15 protein-coding genes are annotated in these 17185 nt (G+C 70.0%); 7 read left to right on the top strand and 8 right to left on the bottom strand.

Annotated elements, in window-relative coordinates; genetic code table 11:
* The first annotated feature begins 80 nt into the window (after positions 1–80).
* Positions 81–842 carry a DUF6227 family protein gene (locus tag STSP_RS12205; RefSeq protein WP_067275954.1) on the top strand — a complete coding sequence of 254 codons (762 nt, stop codon included), beginning with the start codon at positions 81–83 and terminating at the stop codon, positions 840–842.
* Between the two features lie 146 nt (positions 843–988).
* Here the strand turns inward: STSP_RS12205 and STSP_RS12200 are convergent, their stop codons facing one another.
* From STSP_RS12200 to STSP_RS12185, 4 genes are all read right to left on the bottom strand, one after another.
* Complete coding sequence (locus tag STSP_RS12200) at positions 989–3079, bottom strand: PTS fructose transporter subunit IIABC (protein WP_067275951.1); 2091 nt, start codon at positions 3077–3079, stop codon at positions 989–991.
* Positions 3080–3365: 286 nt separating this feature from the next.
* Positions 3366–4313: a 1-phosphofructokinase gene (pfkB, locus tag STSP_RS12195; RefSeq protein WP_067275948.1), complete on the bottom strand. Its 948-nt coding sequence runs from the start codon at positions 4311–4313 to the stop codon at positions 3366–3368.
* Positions 4310–5071, bottom strand: coding sequence for a DeoR/GlpR family DNA-binding transcription regulator (locus tag STSP_RS12190; protein WP_067275945.1), 762 nt, complete (start codon positions 5069–5071; stop codon positions 4310–4312). The genes pfkB and STSP_RS12190 overlap by 4 nt, the downstream gene beginning before the upstream one ends.
* A gap of 275 nt (positions 5072–5346) precedes the next feature.
* A complete protein-coding gene (locus tag STSP_RS12185; RefSeq protein WP_067275942.1) occupies positions 5347–6354 on the bottom strand; it encodes a sigma-70 family RNA polymerase sigma factor in 1008 nt (335 codons plus the stop codon).
* A 167-nt stretch (positions 6355–6521) separates the two neighbouring features.
* Here STSP_RS12185 and STSP_RS12180 point away from each other — a divergent pair, with 167 nt between their 5' ends.
* Positions 6522–7040, top strand: a complete 519-nt coding sequence (locus tag STSP_RS12180; RefSeq protein ID WP_067275939.1) for a GNAT family N-acetyltransferase — start codon at positions 6522–6524, stop codon at positions 7038–7040.
* Between the two features lie 71 nt (positions 7041–7111).
* Here the strand turns inward: STSP_RS12180 and STSP_RS12175 are convergent, their stop codons facing one another.
* Positions 7112–7897 (bottom strand): dioxygenase family protein, encoded by a 786-nt coding sequence (locus tag STSP_RS12175; protein ID WP_067275937.1) that lies wholly within the window; start codon positions 7895–7897, stop codon positions 7112–7114.
* A 123-nt stretch (positions 7898–8020) separates the two neighbouring features.
* Between STSP_RS12175 and STSP_RS12170 the strand changes: the two genes are divergently transcribed.
* A complete protein-coding gene (locus STSP_RS12170) occupies positions 8021–8524 on the top strand; it encodes a MarR family winged helix-turn-helix transcriptional regulator (protein WP_067276242.1) in 504 nt (167 codons plus the stop codon).
* Between the two features lie 51 nt (positions 8525–8575).
* On the opposite strand, the gene STSP_RS12165 is transcribed toward STSP_RS12170, so the two are convergent.
* Both STSP_RS12165 and STSP_RS12160 read right to left on the bottom strand, forming a co-directional pair.
* Positions 8576–10123, bottom strand: a complete 1548-nt coding sequence (locus tag STSP_RS12165; protein ID WP_067276235.1) for an MFS transporter — start codon at positions 10121–10123, stop codon at positions 8576–8578.
* A gap of 186 nt (positions 10124–10309) precedes the next feature.
* Positions 10310–10957: a TetR/AcrR family transcriptional regulator gene (locus tag STSP_RS12160; RefSeq protein ID WP_067276234.1), complete on the bottom strand. Its 648-nt coding sequence runs from the start codon at positions 10955–10957 to the stop codon at positions 10310–10312.
* A gap of 239 nt (positions 10958–11196) precedes the next feature.
* Here STSP_RS12160 and STSP_RS12155 point away from each other — a divergent pair, with 239 nt between their 5' ends.
* Positions 11197–12480: a M6 family metalloprotease domain-containing protein gene (locus STSP_RS12155; RefSeq protein WP_067275934.1), complete on the top strand. Its 1284-nt coding sequence runs from the start codon at positions 11197–11199 to the stop codon at positions 12478–12480.
* 77 nt (positions 12481–12557) lie between these two features.
* Here STSP_RS12155 and STSP_RS12150 read toward each other — a convergent pair whose 3' ends face one another.
* Positions 12558–13319 carry an ATP-binding cassette domain-containing protein gene (locus STSP_RS12150; protein WP_067276233.1) on the bottom strand — a complete coding sequence of 254 codons (762 nt, stop codon included), beginning with the start codon at positions 13317–13319 and terminating at the stop codon, positions 12558–12560.
* 435 nt (positions 13320–13754) lie between these two features.
* Here STSP_RS12150 and STSP_RS12145 point away from each other — a divergent pair, with 435 nt between their 5' ends.
* The 3 genes from STSP_RS12145 (at position 13755) to STSP_RS39130 (ending at position 16839) form a co-directional block, all read left to right on the top strand.
* A complete protein-coding gene (locus tag STSP_RS12145; protein WP_078067109.1) occupies positions 13755–14828 on the top strand; it encodes a substrate-binding domain-containing protein in 1074 nt (357 codons plus the stop codon).
* A 76-nt stretch (positions 14829–14904) separates the two neighbouring features.
* A complete protein-coding gene (locus tag STSP_RS12140) occupies positions 14905–15915 on the top strand; it encodes an ABC transporter permease (RefSeq protein ID WP_078067108.1) in 1011 nt (336 codons plus the stop codon).
* Between the two features lie 462 nt (positions 15916–16377).
* Positions 16378–16839: a hypothetical protein gene (locus tag STSP_RS39130; RefSeq protein WP_067275929.1), complete on the top strand. Its 462-nt coding sequence runs from the start codon at positions 16378–16380 to the stop codon at positions 16837–16839.
* Positions 16840–17185 lie beyond the last annotated feature (346 nt).

The raw sequence follows: 17185 nt of genomic DNA, 5'->3' as shown, positions 1-17185 counted from the left end.
CGGTTCACAGGACATGATGTCGGGCCAAGGGGCTACGGTATGCACCCACAAGGTGACATGCAGCGACGCCGGGAGAAGCCTTGAGCGTTCCGTACGACTCAGCCGCGTACGAACCAGCCGAGCCGCCCGAGTCTCCGGAGGAGCAGCTCGAGCGACTGCTCGGCCGTGCCCTGAACTCCTTCGAGCTGCCCGACGAGACGTTGTGCCTGCTCGAGAGCGCGCTCGCGTACGACACCTCGCTGTACTCCGCGCACCACAGCGCGGGGCGGCACCGCGAGACGTACCGCCACACGTGGCTGCTCGCAGACGGCACGGCGGTCACCCTCTGGGAAATGGTGCACAACACCGGTCCGGGCGGCCGCACGCAGTCCGAGCTCTACGCGGACGAGGAGGAGCTCCGCGAGGCGACCGCGCGGCTGCCGCTGCCGCCGGACACGCCCGACTTCGAGCTGCCCGTGACCGTGCATCTGCCGGCCGTGCCGCACCTGCCCCTGCACGCGTACGAGCCGGGTGACTCCGCGGACCACGCGCGCCGGCTGCTGCGGCGCGCGGAGAACCCGGACCGGCCGGGCGCCGACACCGCACATCTGCTGCACAGGGCGTGCGCCCACCAGATCACGCAGGCCTTCGGCCGCCCGTGCCCGGCGGGCGGGGCGGGCGTCGGCTTTGCGCTGTACGAGCATGCGTTCCTGCTGCGCGACGGCAGCGAGATCAGCCTGTGGGAGGTCGAACACACGGCGACGCCGGACGGCCGGCACATGTGCGAGGTCTACTCCACGGAGACGGCAGCCCGCGAAGCGATGGACCGCCGAGCAGCACGGGTTTCCGACGGAGCGTCGTAGGCACCGTTGTGGGCAGTCGTTCCGCTGGGGCGGAACGGGTGGGCACAACCCACGACGCACGGTGCGTTTCACACGTACAGCGGCGGGGGCACCCCGGGAACGATCCCGGGGTCCCCCCGCCGACACGCCAAGCCCGCCGCCAGGCGTTACGCCGCCACCGGCGTCTTCGCCTCCGAGGCGGCGGCCGCCCCGGCCGCCTCCGGTGCCGCCGCGGCACCGGACGCCTTGCGGGCCCCCTTCAGCACCACGACCAGCGCAGTCGTCACGCACACACCCGCGGCGATGGCGACCAGGTACAGCAGCGGCTGACCGATCAGCGGGACCACGAAGATGCCGCCGTGCGGAGCACGCAGCGTGCACCCGAAGGCCATCGACAGGGCACCGGTGACCGCGCCGCCCACCATCGAGGCGGGGATGACCCGCAGCGGGTCGGCCGCGGCGAACGGGATCGCGCCCTCCGAGATGAAGGAGGCGCCGAGCACCCAGGCCGCCTTGCCGTTCTCGCGCTCGGCCTTGGTGAAGAGCTTCCCGCGCACCGTGGTGGCGAGCGCCATCGCCAGGGGCGGCACCATACCGGCCGCCATGACCGCGGCCATCACCTTGAGCGAGCCCTCGGTCGGGTTGGCGAGGCCGCCGACCGCGAAGGCATACGCGACCTTGTTCACCGGGCCGCCGAGGTCGAAGCACATCATCAGGCCGAGGATGACGCCGAGGATGATGGCGTTCGCGCCGCTCAGGCCCTTCAGCCAGTCCGTCAGCGCGGCCTGCAGCTCGGCGATGGGCTTGCCGATGACCAGGAACATCAGGAAGCCGACGACGATCGACGAGATCAGCGGGATCACCACGACCGGCATGATGCCGCGCAGCGGTGCGGGGATCTTGATCCGCTGGATGGCCATCACAACGGCGCCCGCGATCAGACCGGCGGCGAGACCGCCGAGGAAGCCCGCGTTGATCGTGACCGCGACCGAGCCGCCGACGAAGCCGGGGACGAGACCGGGCCGGTCCGCCATGCCGTAGGCGATATAGCCGGCGAGGACGGGGATCAGGAAGCTGAACGCCAGTCCGCCGATCTGGAACATCAGCGCGGCCCAGCTGTCCGCCTGGGTCCACACGAAGTGCTCGGCGACGGACGGCGCCTTGTTGATCGAGTAGCCGCCGATGGCGAAGCCGAGGGCGATGAGCAGACCACCCGCGGCGACGAACGGAACCATGTAGCTGACGCCGGACATCAGCCACTTCCGCAGCTTGGTGCCGTAACCGTCACCGGCCTCGCCCGCGCTCTCGACCGGGGTGCCGGGCGCGGCGGCGGACGTCGTCTCACCGCGGGCCGCCTTCTCGCGCACCTCGGTGATGAGCTCGGTGGCGCGGTTGATACCGGCCTTGACGCCCACGTCGACGGTCGGCTTGCCGGCGAAGCGCTCCTTGTCGCGTACGGGAACGTCGTGCGCGAAGATCACGCCGTCGGCGGCGGCGATGACGGCGGGGTCGAGCCGGGTGAAGCCGGCCGATCCCTGGGTCTCGACGGCGACCTCGACGCCCGCGTCGCGTCCCGCGTTCTCCAGCGACTCGGCGGCCATGTAGGTGTGCGCGATGCCGGTCGGGCAGGAGGTGACGGCGACGATACGGAAGGGCCGCGGGGCGTCTGCGTCCGTGGCGCCCGGCGCCGGGGCCCCGCTGTCCTTGACAGGGGCACCCGGCGCCGGGGCCGTGCGGTCCGCGCCGGCGTCGGAGGCCGCCGAGGCGTCCGGCGCGGAGTCCTGGGCGGCCTGGGCCTTGGCGGTGGCCGCCGGGGCTTCGTCGCCGCGGATCAGGGCCGCAGCTGCCGCGGCGTCGCCGACAGCCCGGAGCGCGGACGTGAAGTCGGCGTCCATGAGCTGACGGGCCAGGGACGACAGGATCGTCAGATGGGCGTCGTCCGCACCGGCCGGGGCCGCGATCAGGAAGATCAGGTCGGCCGGGCCGTCGGCGGCGCCGAAGTCGATGCCCTGGGCGCTGCGCCCGAAGGCCAGCGTGGGCTCGGTGACGTGTTCGCTGCGGCAATGCGGGATGCCGATGCCGCCGTCGAGACCGGTCGGCATCTGCGCCTCGCGGGCTGCAACGTCCGCGAGGAAGCCTTCGAGGTCGGTCACGCGGCCTCGGGCCGCCATCCGCTCGGCGAGGGCACGGGCCGCCGCCTCTTTGGTGTCGGCGGACAGGTCGAGGTCGACCAGGTCCGCGGTGATCATGTCGCTCATCGCGGGCTCCTTAGCGCGCGTATCGCCTTGCGGGCGGGGGTGGGGACGGGGAGCGGGAGAAGGAGAAGCAGGCGCTTCGCGGTCGTCCACGGGCGTGCGGCCCGCATCGAGGCCGACCGCGACGCCGGGGAGAGCCGGGCCGGAGTGTTCAGACGAGCCTGGGGGGAGTGGCGGCTCGCCGAAATCAGCGGATATTTCGGGTACGTCGCGGACGAGTGGACCACGAAGTCGGGCCGGAACGCCAGGGGTGAGCGAACCGCGTACAGACGGCGCCCGAGGTGCACGGTCATGACACCGCCTCCGTCAGGGCCTGGTCCTGGGGGATGACGGACGTGACCGTCACGGCGGCCGGTTCGAGGTCGGCCGGGGTCGGCATCACGCTGCCGGGCAGCTGGACCGCCGCCGCACCGTGGGCGACGGCGGAGGCGAGCGCCTCGGGCCCGCTGCCGCCCGCGATCAGGAATCCGGCGAGCGAGGAGTCGCCCGCGCCGACGTTGCTGCGTACGACGGCGACGGGGGCGCTGGCGAAGTAGGCGCCGGAGTCGTCGACCAGCAGCTGTCCGTCCGCGCCAAGACTCGCAAGCACCGCCCGCGCTCCCAGCTCGCGCAGTTCCTCGGCCGCCTTGACCGCGTCGCCGACGGTCGCCAGCGGGCGGCCGACGGCCTCGGCGAGCTCCTCGGCGTTCGGCTTGACGACGTCGGGCCGCTCGCGGAGCGCGGCGAGCAGGGCCGGGCCCGAGGTGTCCAGCGCGATCCGGGCGCCCGCCGCATGGGCGCGGGCGACCAGCTCCGCGTACCACGAGGGGGCGAGCCCGCGGGGCAGGCTGCCGCAGCACGCGATCCAGGCGGCGCCCGCGGACTGCCGGCGCACGGTCTCGAGAAGCAGCTCCTGCTCCTCGGGGGAGAGCTCGGGCCCGGGCGCGTTGATCTTCGTGAGCGTGCCGTCAGGTTCGGCGATCGAGATGTTGGAGCGCGTCTGGCCGGCCACCGGCACCGGGGCGACCTCGATCCCCTGCTCGTCGAGGAGCTGCGCCACGAACCGGCCGGGCGCGCCACCGAGCGGCAGTACGGCGACGGTCCGCTGGCCGGCCGCGGCGACGGCCCGCGACACGTTGACGCCCTTGCCGCCCGGGTCCATACGGTCGCCGGTGGCCCGGACGACCTCGCCGCGGTCCAGCGACGGGACCTCGTAGGTGCGGTCGAGGCTCGGATTCGGGGTGACGGTGAGGATCATGCGCGTACTACTTCCGTGCCACCGCGCTCGATGGCGCTAGCGTCGTCGGGGCTCAGCCCGCTGTCGGTGATCAACAGGTCCACGTCGGCCAGGTCCCCGAAGCGCGCGAAGTGCTCCTTGCCGTGCTTGCCGGAGTCGGCGAGCAGGACGACGCGCCGCGCGGCGGCGACGGCCGCCCGCTTCACGGCGGCCTCGGCGAGGTCGGGCGTGGTGAGCCCGTGCTCGGCGGAGAAGCCGTTGGCGGCGAGGAAGACGACGTCGGCGCGGATCTCGCCGTACGCACGCAGCGCCCAGGCGTCGACGGCCGCGCGGGTACGGTGCCGGACCCGGCCGCCGATGAGGTGGAGCTGGATGCCGGGGTGGTCGGCGAGCCGGGCCGCGGTGGGCAGGCTGTGCGTCACGACGGTCAGCGTCGACTCCAGCGGCAGCGCCGCGGCGAGCCGCGCCACGGTCGTACCCGCGTCGAGGATCACGCTGCCCTCGCTCGGCAGCTCGGCGAGCGAGGCCCGCGCGATGCGGTCCTTCTCGTCGGCGGCCGTGCTCTCGCGCTCGTCGAGGTCGGGCTCGAAGTCGAGCCGCCCGGCCGGGATGGCTCCGCCGTGCACACGGCGTACGAGTCCGGCGCGGTCCAGGGCCTTGAGGTCCCGGCGAATGGTCTCGGCCGTGACCTGGAACTCCTCGGCCAGCGACAGCACGTCCACCCGACCGCCGTCGCGCGCGAGGCGGAGGATCTCTTGCTGACGCTCCGGTGCGTACATAGCCCGGTTGCCTCCGTTCGATGCCCGAACCTGTGGTTTCTACCTGAGACTACGACTGGATTTCCGGGAAGTAAACAGGTTCGGGCATTTTCGGGCACGGCCCAGACATAAACGGGCCCACCCGCGGCCGCGCGGGGCTGGATGAGCAGGGGGTCAGGGGCACGGGCGAGCCCCGGCACCTTGGGGGGGAGTAGGTACCGGGGCTCGGCTTTCAGGGGGCCGGCATGCCACGAGAGGGCAGGCCACAGGCATCAGGCAGTCATCGGCCACCGCGGTTACGCGGCCGCGTCGAACCCCGTGTCCCGCGCCAGCTTCTTGAGCTCGAGGAGTGCGTGCTTCTCGATCTGGCGGATGCGCTCGCGCGTGAGGCCGTGCTCCTTGCCGACCTCCGTGAGCGTGCGCTCCCGGCCGTCCTCGATGCCGTACCGCATCTTGATGATCGATGCGGTGCGCTGGTCGAGGCGCCCGATGAGGTCGTCGAGCTCCTCGCTGCGCAGCAGCGTCATCACGGACTGCTCGGGCGTGACCGCCGAGGTGTCCTCCAGCAGATCACCGAACTGGGTCTCACCCTCGTCGTCGACCGACATGTTGAGCGAGACCGGGTCGCGGGCCCAGTCCAGGACGTCCCCGACGCGCTCCGCGTTCGAGCCCAGCTCCGCGGCGATCTCCGCGGGCTCCGGCTCCCGGCCGTGCTCACGGGCGAACTCGCGCTGCACGCGACGGATCCGGCCAAGCTCCTCCACGAGGTGGACGGGGAGGCGGATGGTGCGCGACTGGTCCGCTATCGAGCGGGTGATCGCCTGCCGGATCCACCACGTCGCATACGTGGAGAACTTGAAGCCCTTGCGGTAGTCGAACTTCTCGACCGCGCGCACCAGACCTGCGTTGCCCTCCTGGATCAGGTCCAGCAGGGGCAGACCGCTCCGCGGATAGCGGCGGGCGACCGCGACGACCAGACGGAGGTTGGACCTGATGAAGACGTCCTTGGCCCGGTCACTGGCCTCGACCAGCGCCTCGAGCTCCTCACGGGTCGCCTTCTTCGCGACCTCGCTCTCCTGCTCCACATCGTCGTCGAGGATCTGCCGGGCGTACACACCCGCCTCGATGATCTGGGACAGCTCGACTTCCTTGGCGGCGTCGAGCAGCGGCGTCCGCGCGATCTCGTCGAGATACATGCCGACCAGGTCGCGATCGGCGATCTCGCCGCCTCCGGCGCGAACACTGCTTGCCACGTCCGTCTCGCCCACGGCGGACTGACGACTGGCGACGGCACGGGTTGCCATGCGTGCTCCCTTGCGATGGTGGATTCGAGCGGGTCCTGGAGTGGCCGACACCCTGCCGGGTGCCCTGCATCCGATGGAAACAACGACTGGAATCCGGACACAATTCCCAAGCCGCTCATCAATTTTCCTGATCATGCAGTACCCTGTGCCGCCACAAAGGAGGGCTGATGCCGCGAGAGCACACAGAGGTGCAGGTCAGGCCAGGCGCCGAGGAAGATCTCAGGGCCCTCACGGACATCTACAACCACTACGTCCGCGAGACCGCCATCACCTTCGACACGGCCGCCTTCACTCCTGATGAGCGCCGCCCTTGGCTGCTCTCCCACCCTGAAGACGGCCCGTACCGCCTCATGGTTGCCCAGGAGCAGCACAACGGTCGCATCCTTGGATACGCCACATCAAGCCCATTCCGAAAAAAACCGGCATATAGCACTTCCGTCGAGGTCAGCATCTATCTGTCCCCGGACGCAGGCGGCCGGGGCATCGGCACACTCCTCTACAAGGCGCTTTTCGAGGCCCTGGCGGGCGAGGACGTGCACCGCGCGTACGCGGGCATCGCCCAGCCGAACGAGGCCTCGAACCGCATACACGAGCGCTTCGGCTTCCGGCATGTCGGCACGTATCGCGAGGTGGGCCGGAAGTTCGGCCAGTACTGGGACGTGGCCTGGTACGAGAAGGAGCTGTAGCCCGGGCGGGCTACAGCTCCAAGGGACACGCGAACCTCCACCGGAGGAACCCCTGTCCGAACTACACGGGGCTATCCGAACTGCACGGACCTCTTCGCCAGCCCCATCCAGAAGCCGTCGATCACGCTCCGCTGCCCGTCCAGCTCACCGGCCGCGTCCGCCGCGCCCATGGTCACGAACAGAGGCGCGAAGTGTTCGGTGCGCGGGTGGGCCAGCCGGCCCGCCGGGGACTTACGGGCGAAGTCCAGCAGCGCGTCCACGTCGCCGGACTCCAGCGCGCGGTGACCCCAGTCGTCGAACTCGACGGACCATGCGGGGATGCCGCCCTGCCGCAGCGCGGCCAGGTTGTGCGTGAAGAAGCCGCTGCCGACGATCAGCACGCCCTCGTCGCGCAGCGGAGCGAGCTTGCGGCCGATGTCCATCAGCTTCTGCGGGTCGAGGGTCGGCATCGAGATCTGCAGAACGGGGATGTCGGCGTCCGGGTACATCTCGACGAGCGGCACGTACGCGCCGTGATCGAGCCCGCGGTCCGGGATGTCCTGCACCGGTACGCCGGGGCCGCGCAGCAACTTCCGTATGGACTCGGCGAGTTCGGGAGCGCCCGGGGCCGCGTACTGCACCTGGTAGTAGTGCTCAGGGAAGCCCCAGAAGTCGTACACGAGAGGGATGGTCTCGGTGGCGCCGAGCGCGAGCGGCGCCTCCTCCCAGTGGGCGGAGACCATCAGGATCGCCTTGGGGCGCGGCAGGTCCGCGGCCCAGGCGGCGAGCTGACCGGGCCACACGGGATCGTCGGCGAGCGGCGGGGCACCGTGGCTGAGGTAGAGGGTCGGCATACGCTCCGGTGCGGTGACGGTCATGGCGGTTACTCCCTGCAGCCCTATCGGCGATTGCCTGATACTGCTTGAAGTATCAAGCTTTCCGGTTTAAGACCCTACCTCCGCTTTGTTTAAGATTCAAGGAGGGGGCGTAGAGTGGAATACATGACGACGGCACCCGACCAGGAACCGCGCTGGCTGACCAGTGAGGAACAGCGCATCTGGCTGGCGTATCTGCACGCCACCATGCTCCTTGAGGACCATCTCGACCGGCAGCTGCAGCGCGACGCGGGTATGCCGCATGTCTACTACGGCCTGCTCGTACGGCTCTCCGAGGCCCCGCGGCGCCGGCTGCGCATGACGGAGCTGGCGATGGTCGCCAAGATCACGCGCTCGCGCCTCTCGCACGCGATCGCCCGGCTGGAGAAGAACGGCTGGGTGCGCCGCGAGGACTGCCCGTCGGACAAGCGCGGACAGTTCGCCGTGCTGACCGACGCGGGGTACGAGGTGCTGCGCAAGACGGCACCCGGCCATGTGTCGGCGGTCCGCCAGGCACTGTTCGACCGGCTCACGCCCGAACAGCAGAAGTCCCTCGGCGAGATCATGCAGATCGTCGCCGAGGGACTCGAGCCGAAGGACGCGTCAGCGGACCTGCCCTGGCTCCGCTGAGGGCGCGGGGCCCTCGCCGGTACGGGGTGCCTCCTTCGGACCTACGCCGTGTCAGTGCGCGACGGCCGGCACCTGCACCTCGTCCTGCGCGTCCGCGCTGCCGGCCTGCCCGGAGGCCGCGGCCGCGCCCGGGCGGCCGGTGGTGACGAAGGTCAGCGCGATGGCGGCCGACACGACCAGGATGCCGACGGCGAACCAGATCGCGTTGGTGTAGCCGTGCACCATGCCCTGCAGCTGGACCAGCTGCTGCTGGGGCCTGGAGGCCGCCGTTGCGATGTGGTCCGTGATGTACGCGGTGGTCGCGGACGCGGCGATGGTGTTCAGCAGCGCCGTACCGATGGCACCGCCCACCTGCTGCGAGGTGTTGACCATCGCGGAAGCGACACCGGCGTCCCGCGGCTCGACGCCGTGGGTCGCCAGCGACATCGCGGGCATGAACGCGGTGCCCATGCCGAGACCCAGCAGCAGCTGCGCCGGCAGCAGCAGACCCGCGTACGACGAGTCGATCTCCATCTGCGTCAGCAGCAGCATGCCGACCGCGGCGACCAGGAAGCCCGGGCCCATCAGCAGCCGGGGCGCGACCCGCGTCATCAGCCGGGCGCCGATCTGCGTCGAGCCCGTGATCATGCCCACGATCATCGGCAGGAACGCGAAGCCGGTCTTCACCGGGGAGTAGCCCTTCACGATCTGCAGGTAGTACGTGAGGAAGAGGAACAGCCCGAACATCGCGATCACGGCGAGGCCCAGCGACAGGTAGACGCCGCCGCGGTTGCGGTCGGTCAGCACACGCAGCGGCAGCAGCGGCGCCCTGACCCTCGACTCGACGAGGATGAATCCGGCCAGCAGCACAGCCGACGCGACGAACAGGCCGATGGTCATCGAGTCCGACCAGCCGTCGGACTCGGCGCGCGTGAAGCCGTAGACCAGGGACACCAGGCCGAGGGTCGACAGGACCACGCCCGGGATGTCGAGCGGCGAGCGGTTGCGCGAGCCGGCGGGCTCACGGATGACGAAGTACGCGCCTGCGGCCGCGACCACGGCGAACGGGATGTTCACGAAGAACGTCCAGCGCCAGTCCAGGTATTCGGTGAGGAAGCCGCCGAGGATGAGGCCGACGGCGCCGCCACCACCGGCGATCGCACCGTAGATGCCGAACGCCTTGGCGCGCTCCCTGGCCTCGGTGAACATCACCGCGAGCAGGGACAGCGCTGCGGGTGCCAGCAGTGCGCCGAACACACCCTGCAGGGCACGGGCGCCGAGCATCGTCGCCTCGCCCTGCGCCGCACCGCCCAGCGCAGAGGCCGCGGCGAAGCCGATCAGACCGGTCACGAAGGTGCGCTTGCGGCCCCAGAGGTCGGCGATACGGCCGCCGAACAGCAGCAGACCGCCGAAGGCGAGGGCGTAGGCCGTGATGACCCACTGCCGGTTGCCGTCGGATATGCCCAGGTCCTGCTGGGCGGAGGGCAGGGCGATGTTCACGATGGTCGCGTCGAGCACGACCATCAGCTGGGCGAGCGCGATGAAGACGAGCGCTTTCCAGCGGTTGGAATCGGGGGCGGGAGCTGCCGTGGATGAAGCAGCCTTGGCGGTTTCAGGCATGGAGGTACCCATTTCGGGACTTTTCGCGACGTGGCGAGAGGTCGGAAGAACGTGAGGTCGAAAGAAGACGAGGTCGGTCGAAGGAGGACGAAGAAGACGAGGTCGAAGGAAGACGAGGTCGAGAGAAGACGAGAGGAACGGTGTGACGCTCGGGACGGGACGGCGCGTCAGTCCGTCAGGCCTGTGTCAGTCCGTCCGCCTGAGATCCTCCAAAGTCGCTGCGGTTCCCGGCAGTTCGGAACGGGCGGGGGCCTGCAGACCGTCCATGAACAGCTGCAGATGACGATGAACGAAGCGGTCGATGCCCTGGCATCCGGTTCCGGGCAGCGGCCTGGTGAGCTGGGTGATCGCGACCATCAGATCGCCGACGGCGACGTCGGAGCGCAGCTGCCCGGCCGCCCGGGCCCGCTCCATGAGCGCCTCGACAAGGACCTCGATCCGGTCGCGCGCGGCCACCAGATCCGGGTGGTGCTTGTCGAAGGTGCCGGAGAGCATCGGGCACAGGGCGCCGATCCGCTCGTCGGCCGCAGCGTGCACGAAGCGGCGCAGCGCGGAGAAGGCGTCGCCCTCCTCGGCGAGGGCCGCCTCGGCCAGCTCCGACGTACGGTCCATGACCGAGCACACGACCTCGCGCACGAGCGCCTCGCGGTCGGGGAAGTGCCGGTACAGCGTGGCGTTTCCGACGCCGGCGCGACGCGCGATCTCATCGAACGGCACCTCGGCGCCGTATTCGACGAAGATCTCGCGTGCGGCGGTGACGATCCGCTCCCGGTTGCGCAGGGCGTCGGCCCGCGGGCGGGACGTACGGCGCTGCGCGACGGTGGCGGTGTCCACGGCGTTCACCTGTGCACTCCCATCCGGGGATTCCGTCCCCACTTCGCTCGGACACTCAGCTAAACGGGGAGGCGATCCCCGGTTATTTCCCACCCCGTCCGTGAGGTGAGTCACACCCTCTCGGGCCCGGAAAACCCACGATCGGCGCACCCAGCAGGCGACCGCGCAGCCCTCGGCAGAAGGTGATCGAGAGGGAGCAGCCAGAACGGCCCGGCTGCCGCGGAGCGGAAGGCCAGTGCATGCAGCCGACCAGCCGTCGTCGGATACGCGGCCCGCGCCGCACCACCGTCCTCGCGTCGCTCACCGCCCTGACCCTGGCGATGACCATGTCGGCCAGCACCGGCGGACTCATGGACGGCTCGTCGACCGCCTCGGGAGCCCTGGGCCTGGCCCGCAACACCGCACTCGGCCCCTGCATGATCAACGGCGTCATAGGCGTGCAGATGTCGGAGGGCATACCCACGGCGACCGGCTACGCCCGCTCCACGGGCACGGTCCGGGCCCTCAACCTGATGGTCGACTTCCCCGACGTCCCCGGCGAGGGCAGCGCGATGGACCGCCTGGCGGAGTTCTTCCCGCAGACCCGCGACTGGTTCCGCACCAGCTCGTACGGCCGTCTCGACTACCGCCCCGAGACCCCCATCCGGCACTGGCTGCGGATGCCCAAGAAATTCACGGACTACGGCATACAGCGAGGCGCGCCGTTCGACCCCGGCTATCGCCGCCTCGTGGACGACATCGTCGCCAAGGCCGACCCGGACGTGGACTTCCGCACGTACGACCTGGTCAACATCCTGATAACCCCGAACGCCGGCCCGTCCGCCCTCGACACCGTCCTCTCCGTCACCTTCGCGGGCAACCGCGACGCTCCGACGGCGGACGGCGTGCCGATCGCCAACGCCTCCTTCATCTACAGCCGCCAGGACGACGGCTCCGGCACCTACGCCGAGACCGGCTACCGGGTCCTCCCCCACGAGAACGGCCACACCTTCGGACTACCCGACCTCTACACCCTGGAGGGCGGCAGCGCGGTCGGCCACTGGGACATCATGAGCGAGGACTGGGGCGCCAACAACGACCTGCTCGCCTGGCACAAATGGAAGCTCGGCTGGCTCGACAGCACCCAGATATCCTGTGCTTCCACCCGCGGCACGTCGGAACACCGCCTCACCCCCTTGTCCCGGGCCGGCGGCCCCAAGCTCCTCTTCGTCCCCCTGACCAAGACGACCGGCTACGCCGTCGAGGTACGCACCAAGGCAGGCAACGACGAGGCCGTCTGCAAGCCGGGCGTCCTGATCTACCGCGTCGACGCGGACATAGACACGGGCCACGGCCCGATCACGGTCGTCGACTCGACGCCCCGCAGCGGCGGCTGCACCCGCAGCCCCAACGTCCAGGCGGAACTCTCCGATGCGACGTACGGAGCGGGCAGCACCTTCACCGACGCCGAGAGCCACCTGCGGATCAGTGTCACGGACGCCGGACGAGACGGCGACTACCGGGTACGGGTCACGCGGTCATGAGGGACCGCATCCCGTACCGGCGGCGCACCGCATCCGTACCGACATACCAGCCGCGTTCCGGATCCCGTACCGGCGGCTCAGGCGCTGCTCGTGGCGCCGGTGATCGAGGAGATGATCTGGTCGTGCGAGGTGGTCGGCACGTCGAAAAAGCCGTTGTTGCGGCCGAGCCGCAGCACCGCAGCCCGGTCCGCGACGGCCTTGACGTCCCCCATGTTGTGGCTGATGAGGAGCACCCCCACGCCACGCTCGCGAAGCTTGTCGACGAGGTCGAGGACGTGGCTGGTCTGCTGGACGCCCAGAGCGGCGGTGGGCTCGTCCAGGAGTACGGCCCTGGGCTCGCCGAGGTGCGCCCGGGAGATCGCGACACTCTGCCGCTGACCCGCGGACAGGACGGCGACCGGGACCCGTACGTCAGGAATGCGGATCCCCAGCTCGTCGAGCTGCCGGCGGGCCTCCCGCCGCATACCGCTGCCGTCGACCAGCCGGCAGAGACTGCCCAGCAGGCCGGGGCGTCGCCGCTCCCGTCCGAGGAAGAGGTTCTCGGCGACGTCGAGGTTGTCGCACAGCGCCAGGTTCTGGTGAACGGTCGCGATGCCCAGGCGCTGGGCGTCCTGGGGTGACCTGACCTGCACGGTCCGGCCCTCCCACTCGATGACGCCCTTGTCCGCGGGCACGACGCCCGAGATGACCTTGACGAGGGTGGACTTGCCGGCGCCGTTGTCGCCGAGGAGCGCGACGACCTCACCGCTGTGGATCTCCAGCTCCACGTCCATGAGGGCCTGGACGGCGCCGAACCGCTTGGAGATCCCACGCAGCGCCAGCAGGGGCGGGCCGGTCACGGGAACCTCACCTTCTCTGGTCGTCGACGGGCTCGCCGGTTCGGCGGGCTCACCGGTTCGGCAGATCCGGCGGGCTCCGCGGGCTCGCCGGGCTTCGCGGAGTGCCGCCACCAGGCCGTCGACCAGTGCTGCCACCAGGCCGTTCACCATCCTTCGCCTCAACGACCACGGCCGCAATCCATGGGGCGGCCCGCATCCGCTCGTTGTCGCTCGTTGCCGCTCGTTGCTGCTCGGTTCCGCGCGGTTCCGCCAGATCGCTCAAGCCGTCCTCCGAGTGGAGGCCCCTTGCTCTGCTCGGCGGGCGTCCGTCTGCCCGTACCGAGGGGGCATAAGTCGCTATACCGGAAGATTCTGGACACATGATGGAGACGACGTAGACGCGCGTACGTATGACAGCTCGCATGACGCTGCCGCCGGCTGGAGGAGGTGTCACCCATGGGTCCCGACCACACAGACCGTGAGCACCGCACAAGCCGCGAGCGCACCAGGCAACAACGCACCGGGCAACAACGCCGACGCCATGGTGCCGCGCTCCTCGCCGTCGTGGCGCTGCTGCTCGGTGCCGTCGCGTGCGGCGGAGGTCAGGACGATACGGGCGGCCGGACGGACGACAAGGTCACGATCGGCCTCGTGACCAAGACCGAGACCAATCCCTTCTTCGTGACGATGCGCGAGGCCGCCGCAGCCGCGGCGGAGAAGCACGGCGCCGAGCTCATCGCCCTGGCGGGCAGGTTCGACGGCGACAACGAAGGCCAGGTCGCCGCGATCGAGAGCCTCGTCTCGCGCGGCGCGAACGGCATCCTCATCACCCCGTCGAACACGACGGGCATCCTGGAGGCGATCGAGGACGCCCGCCGACAGGGCATCCTGGTGATCGCGCTCGACACGGCCACCGACCCGCCGGACGCGGTGGACGCCACGTTCGCGACCGACAACGTCGAGGCCGGACGACTGCAGGGCGCCTATCTCAGGGCCGTGCTCGGCGACCGAGCGCCGAAGGTGATCATGCTTGACGGTACGCAGGGCTCCTCGGTCAGCCGGCAGCGCCACGACGGGTTCCTCAAGGGCTTCGAGCTCACCGAGGACTCGCCGGCGATCGTCGGGCGCGCGGACACCCAGGCCGACTCGAACACGGCGCAAGCCGCGCTGGAGAACCTGCTGCAGCGGGCGAGCGACGTCAACACCATCTACACCATCAACGAACCGGTGGCCGGCGGCGCCTACGCTGCGGTCGCCGCACGCGGACTCACCCAGCAGGTGTCCATCGGCTCCATCGACGGCGGATGCGCGGGCGTACGCGACGTACAGGCCGGCAAGTACGCGGCCACGGTCATGCAGTTCCCGGTCAGGATGGCCGATGACGGCGTGGCCGCGGTCGTCGAGTTCGCGAAGAGCGGCAAGAAGCCGTCGGGCTTCACCCACACGGGCACGGTGCTCATCACGGACAAGCCGGTGGCCGGGCTGAAGTCGCAGAACACGGCCTGGGGACTCGAGCGATGCTGGGGCTGACATGCGGGGCTGACGTGCCCGGGCTGACAGGGCTGACATCCCGGCGTGCATCGGCTCGAAGGGGCCACCGCACACCATGAGACCACCCGCCACCGCGCCCGCCCCCGACAGCGAACCGGCCGTCTCACGCTGGGAGCCGCTCCGGTACGCCCTGCGCACGCCGACCGCCGGTCCCCTGGCCGCTCTGATCCTCGCCGTGGTGGTCTTCTCGCTCGGCACAGAGACGTTCCTGACGCCCGCCAACCTCTCCCTTGTTCTGCAGCAGTCCATCGTGATCGGCACGCTGGCCCTGGGTCAGTCCTTGATCATCCTCACCGCGGGCATCGACCTCGCCAACGGCGCCATCGCGGTGCTCGGCACGGTCGTCATGGCCAGGTTCGTCTTCGAGGGCGGCGACCCCGCGACGGCGGTGCTGCTGGGCCTGGTCGCGACGACGGCCATCGGACTGGTGAGCGGACTGCTGGTTACCCGCCTCGGCCTCCCCCCGTTCATCGTGACGCTCGGGATCCTGACCGTCGTCTACGCCGTCGGCAGGCTGTACTCGCAGTCCCGCAGCTACCCGGTGACGGACGACCTGCTCCGCTTCTGGGGCAACGGTGTCCGCGTCGGCGGGGCACTCATCACCTGGGGAACGTTCGTCCTGCTGGTCCTGTATGCGTTCTTCTGGTATCTGCTCGCCAAGACCGCATGGGGCCGCCACGTCTACGCCGTCGGCAACGCACCGCAGTCGGCCCGCCTGACGGGCATCAACGTGGAGCGCACGGTCCTCTCGGTCTACGTCACCGCCGGGCTGCTCTACGGCTTCGCGGCCTGGCAGGCCCTCGGCCGCATCCCCAACGCCGACCCGAACGCCTACCAGACGGCGAACCTGGAGAGCATCACCGCCGTCGTCATCGGCGGAACGAGCCTGTTCGGCGGCCGCGGAGGCGTCGTCGGAACCCTCATCGGAACCCTCATCGTCAGCGTCCTCCGCTCCGGCCTCACCCAGGCAGGCATCGACAGCCTCTACCAGGACGTGGCCACCGGCACCCTCGTCATCGTGGCAGTCGGCATCGACAAGGTCCTACGAAGAGGCCGGTCCCGATGACCCCTCCTCACCCCGCGCCCACCCTTCACCGGCCCTTCACTCCCCCGGCGCCCACACGCCCCGACCAAGACCCAGACAGCGAAACCTCCCCACCTGCCGAACCCACCATCCGGTACGCTGTGGACCGAGCGTGGCTTCACCGAGAGCCCAGGCCCGAGCTGCCCGTCAGTTCCCCCGGACTCTCACGCAAGCCCGTCCTTCGCCGCCTTCGTCGCCTTCGCGCCTTCGTGGGATCTGTCTAAAACTCCCGAGGCGCAGGTCACCAGCTTGGCACTCTGGAAGCGAAAACGACCTCCCCTGGATTTCAAAACGCCTCCAGCCTGCACGCCGCCTCCGGCCAGGCCAACCTACGGCGATGACGGTTCATAAGGCTGCGCCCACGCTCACCTTGTCAGCTCACTCCCTCTCTGCTCACCCGCCCGTCGGCTTGCTATTTGAATAGCAACACCTGACGGTGTGCTCATGGACGACGTCTACGTACCATGGCCCAGGTTCGACCGGCGGGTGTTCCACCTGCTCCTGGATGAACAGCAGCGGCTGCTGCTGTGCGGGGCATGCTGCCGCGGGTGGACAGTGCCCCAGGTGCGGCTGGATTCAGGTGCCGACTACCTCGGACAGGCCACCCGCTTCTTGCAGGAACGGTTCGGCCTAAGAGATCCACGGTTCTCTGCCCTGTACGGACTGCACCAGTCACGATCCGATGCAACGTGGGAGTCTGACCATCCGACCCCCTCCCGGGTCTTCATCGTGCACATCACCGATGAGCAGGCGGAGAACGCGAGAAACGCGGGCCACAGCCACGCCCTCTGGCCTGTGCCCCAACTCCGTCGACGGCGGCGGGAGGTCTTTCCTGAAGGGGTTGCGCTCCTGACCGCCGGCTATACGGAGGGCTGGCTGCCGGATGGGCCCATCGAACTCTCCTGAACAGGTTCTGCTGAAGGCGAGGGTGCGGCGGGCGAACTCGATGCCCCTGGCCCAGGTCGGCACCCAGCTCCGCACACTCAGCGACTGCCACTCCAGTGCCTTCGTGAACGCCTCGTCCTTCGTCCGCCGTATCTCCGCCAGCCGATCGGCGTCGACCACGGCGAGGGCCGCCCGCAGCGTCCGAGTGCGGGGCCCCGGAAGGCGGTGGACGGTCCGGTCCGGCTCACGGTGACTGTTCGGGCGCCTCGGACTGCCGCAGTGCTGAGGTCTTGTCGTCCAGTGGCCAGCGGCGGCAGACCGCCACGTGCAGGATCACGCCGAACGCCAATGCGTTGATGCTTGCATG

It is taken from the genome of Streptomyces jeddahensis, assembly GCF_001642995.1.
Lineage (GTDB): Bacteria > Actinomycetota > Actinomycetes > Streptomycetales > Streptomycetaceae > Streptomyces > Streptomyces jeddahensis.
This window is presented reverse-complemented; position numbering and strand designations above follow the sequence as displayed.

Bases quoted from the DNA above. Each gene is read 5' to 3' on its own strand.
- STSP_RS12200 (WP_067275951.1), bottom strand. From the start codon at position 3,079: ATGAGCGACATGATCACCGCGGACCTGGTCGACCTCGACCTGTCCGCC.
- pfkB (WP_067275948.1), bottom strand. From the start codon at position 4,313: ATGATCCTCACCGTCACCCCGAATCCGAGCCTCGACCGCACCTACGAG.
- STSP_RS12175 (WP_067275937.1), bottom strand. From the start codon at position 7,897: ATGACCGTCACCGCACCGGAGCGTATGCCGACCCTCTACCTCAGCCAC.
- STSP_RS12140 (WP_078067108.1), top strand. From the start codon at position 14,905: ATGAGACCACCCGCCACCGCGCCCGCCCCCGACAGCGAACCGGCCGTC.
- STSP_RS39130 (WP_067275929.1), top strand. From the start codon at position 16,378: ATGGACGACGTCTACGTACCATGGCCCAGGTTCGACCGGCGGGTGTTC.
- STSP_RS12180 (WP_067275939.1), top strand. From the start codon at position 6,522: ATGCCGCGAGAGCACACAGAGGTGCAGGTCAGGCCAGGCGCCGAGGAA.
- STSP_RS12190 (WP_067275945.1), bottom strand. From the start codon at position 5,071: ATGTACGCACCGGAGCGTCAGCAAGAGATCCTCCGCCTCGCGCGCGAC.
- STSP_RS12170 (WP_067276242.1), top strand. From the start codon at position 8,021: ATGACGACGGCACCCGACCAGGAACCGCGCTGGCTGACCAGTGAGGAA.
- STSP_RS12165 (WP_067276235.1), bottom strand. From the start codon at position 10,123: ATGCCTGAAACCGCCAAGGCTGCTTCATCCACGGCAGCTCCCGCCCCC.
- STSP_RS12185 (WP_067275942.1), bottom strand. From the start codon at position 6,354: ATGGCAACCCGTGCCGTCGCCAGTCGTCAGTCCGCCGTGGGCGAGACG.
- STSP_RS12145 (WP_078067109.1), top strand. From the start codon at position 13,755: ATGGGTCCCGACCACACAGACCGTGAGCACCGCACAAGCCGCGAGCGC.
- STSP_RS12155 (WP_067275934.1), top strand. From the start codon at position 11,197: ATGCAGCCGACCAGCCGTCGTCGGATACGCGGCCCGCGCCGCACCACC.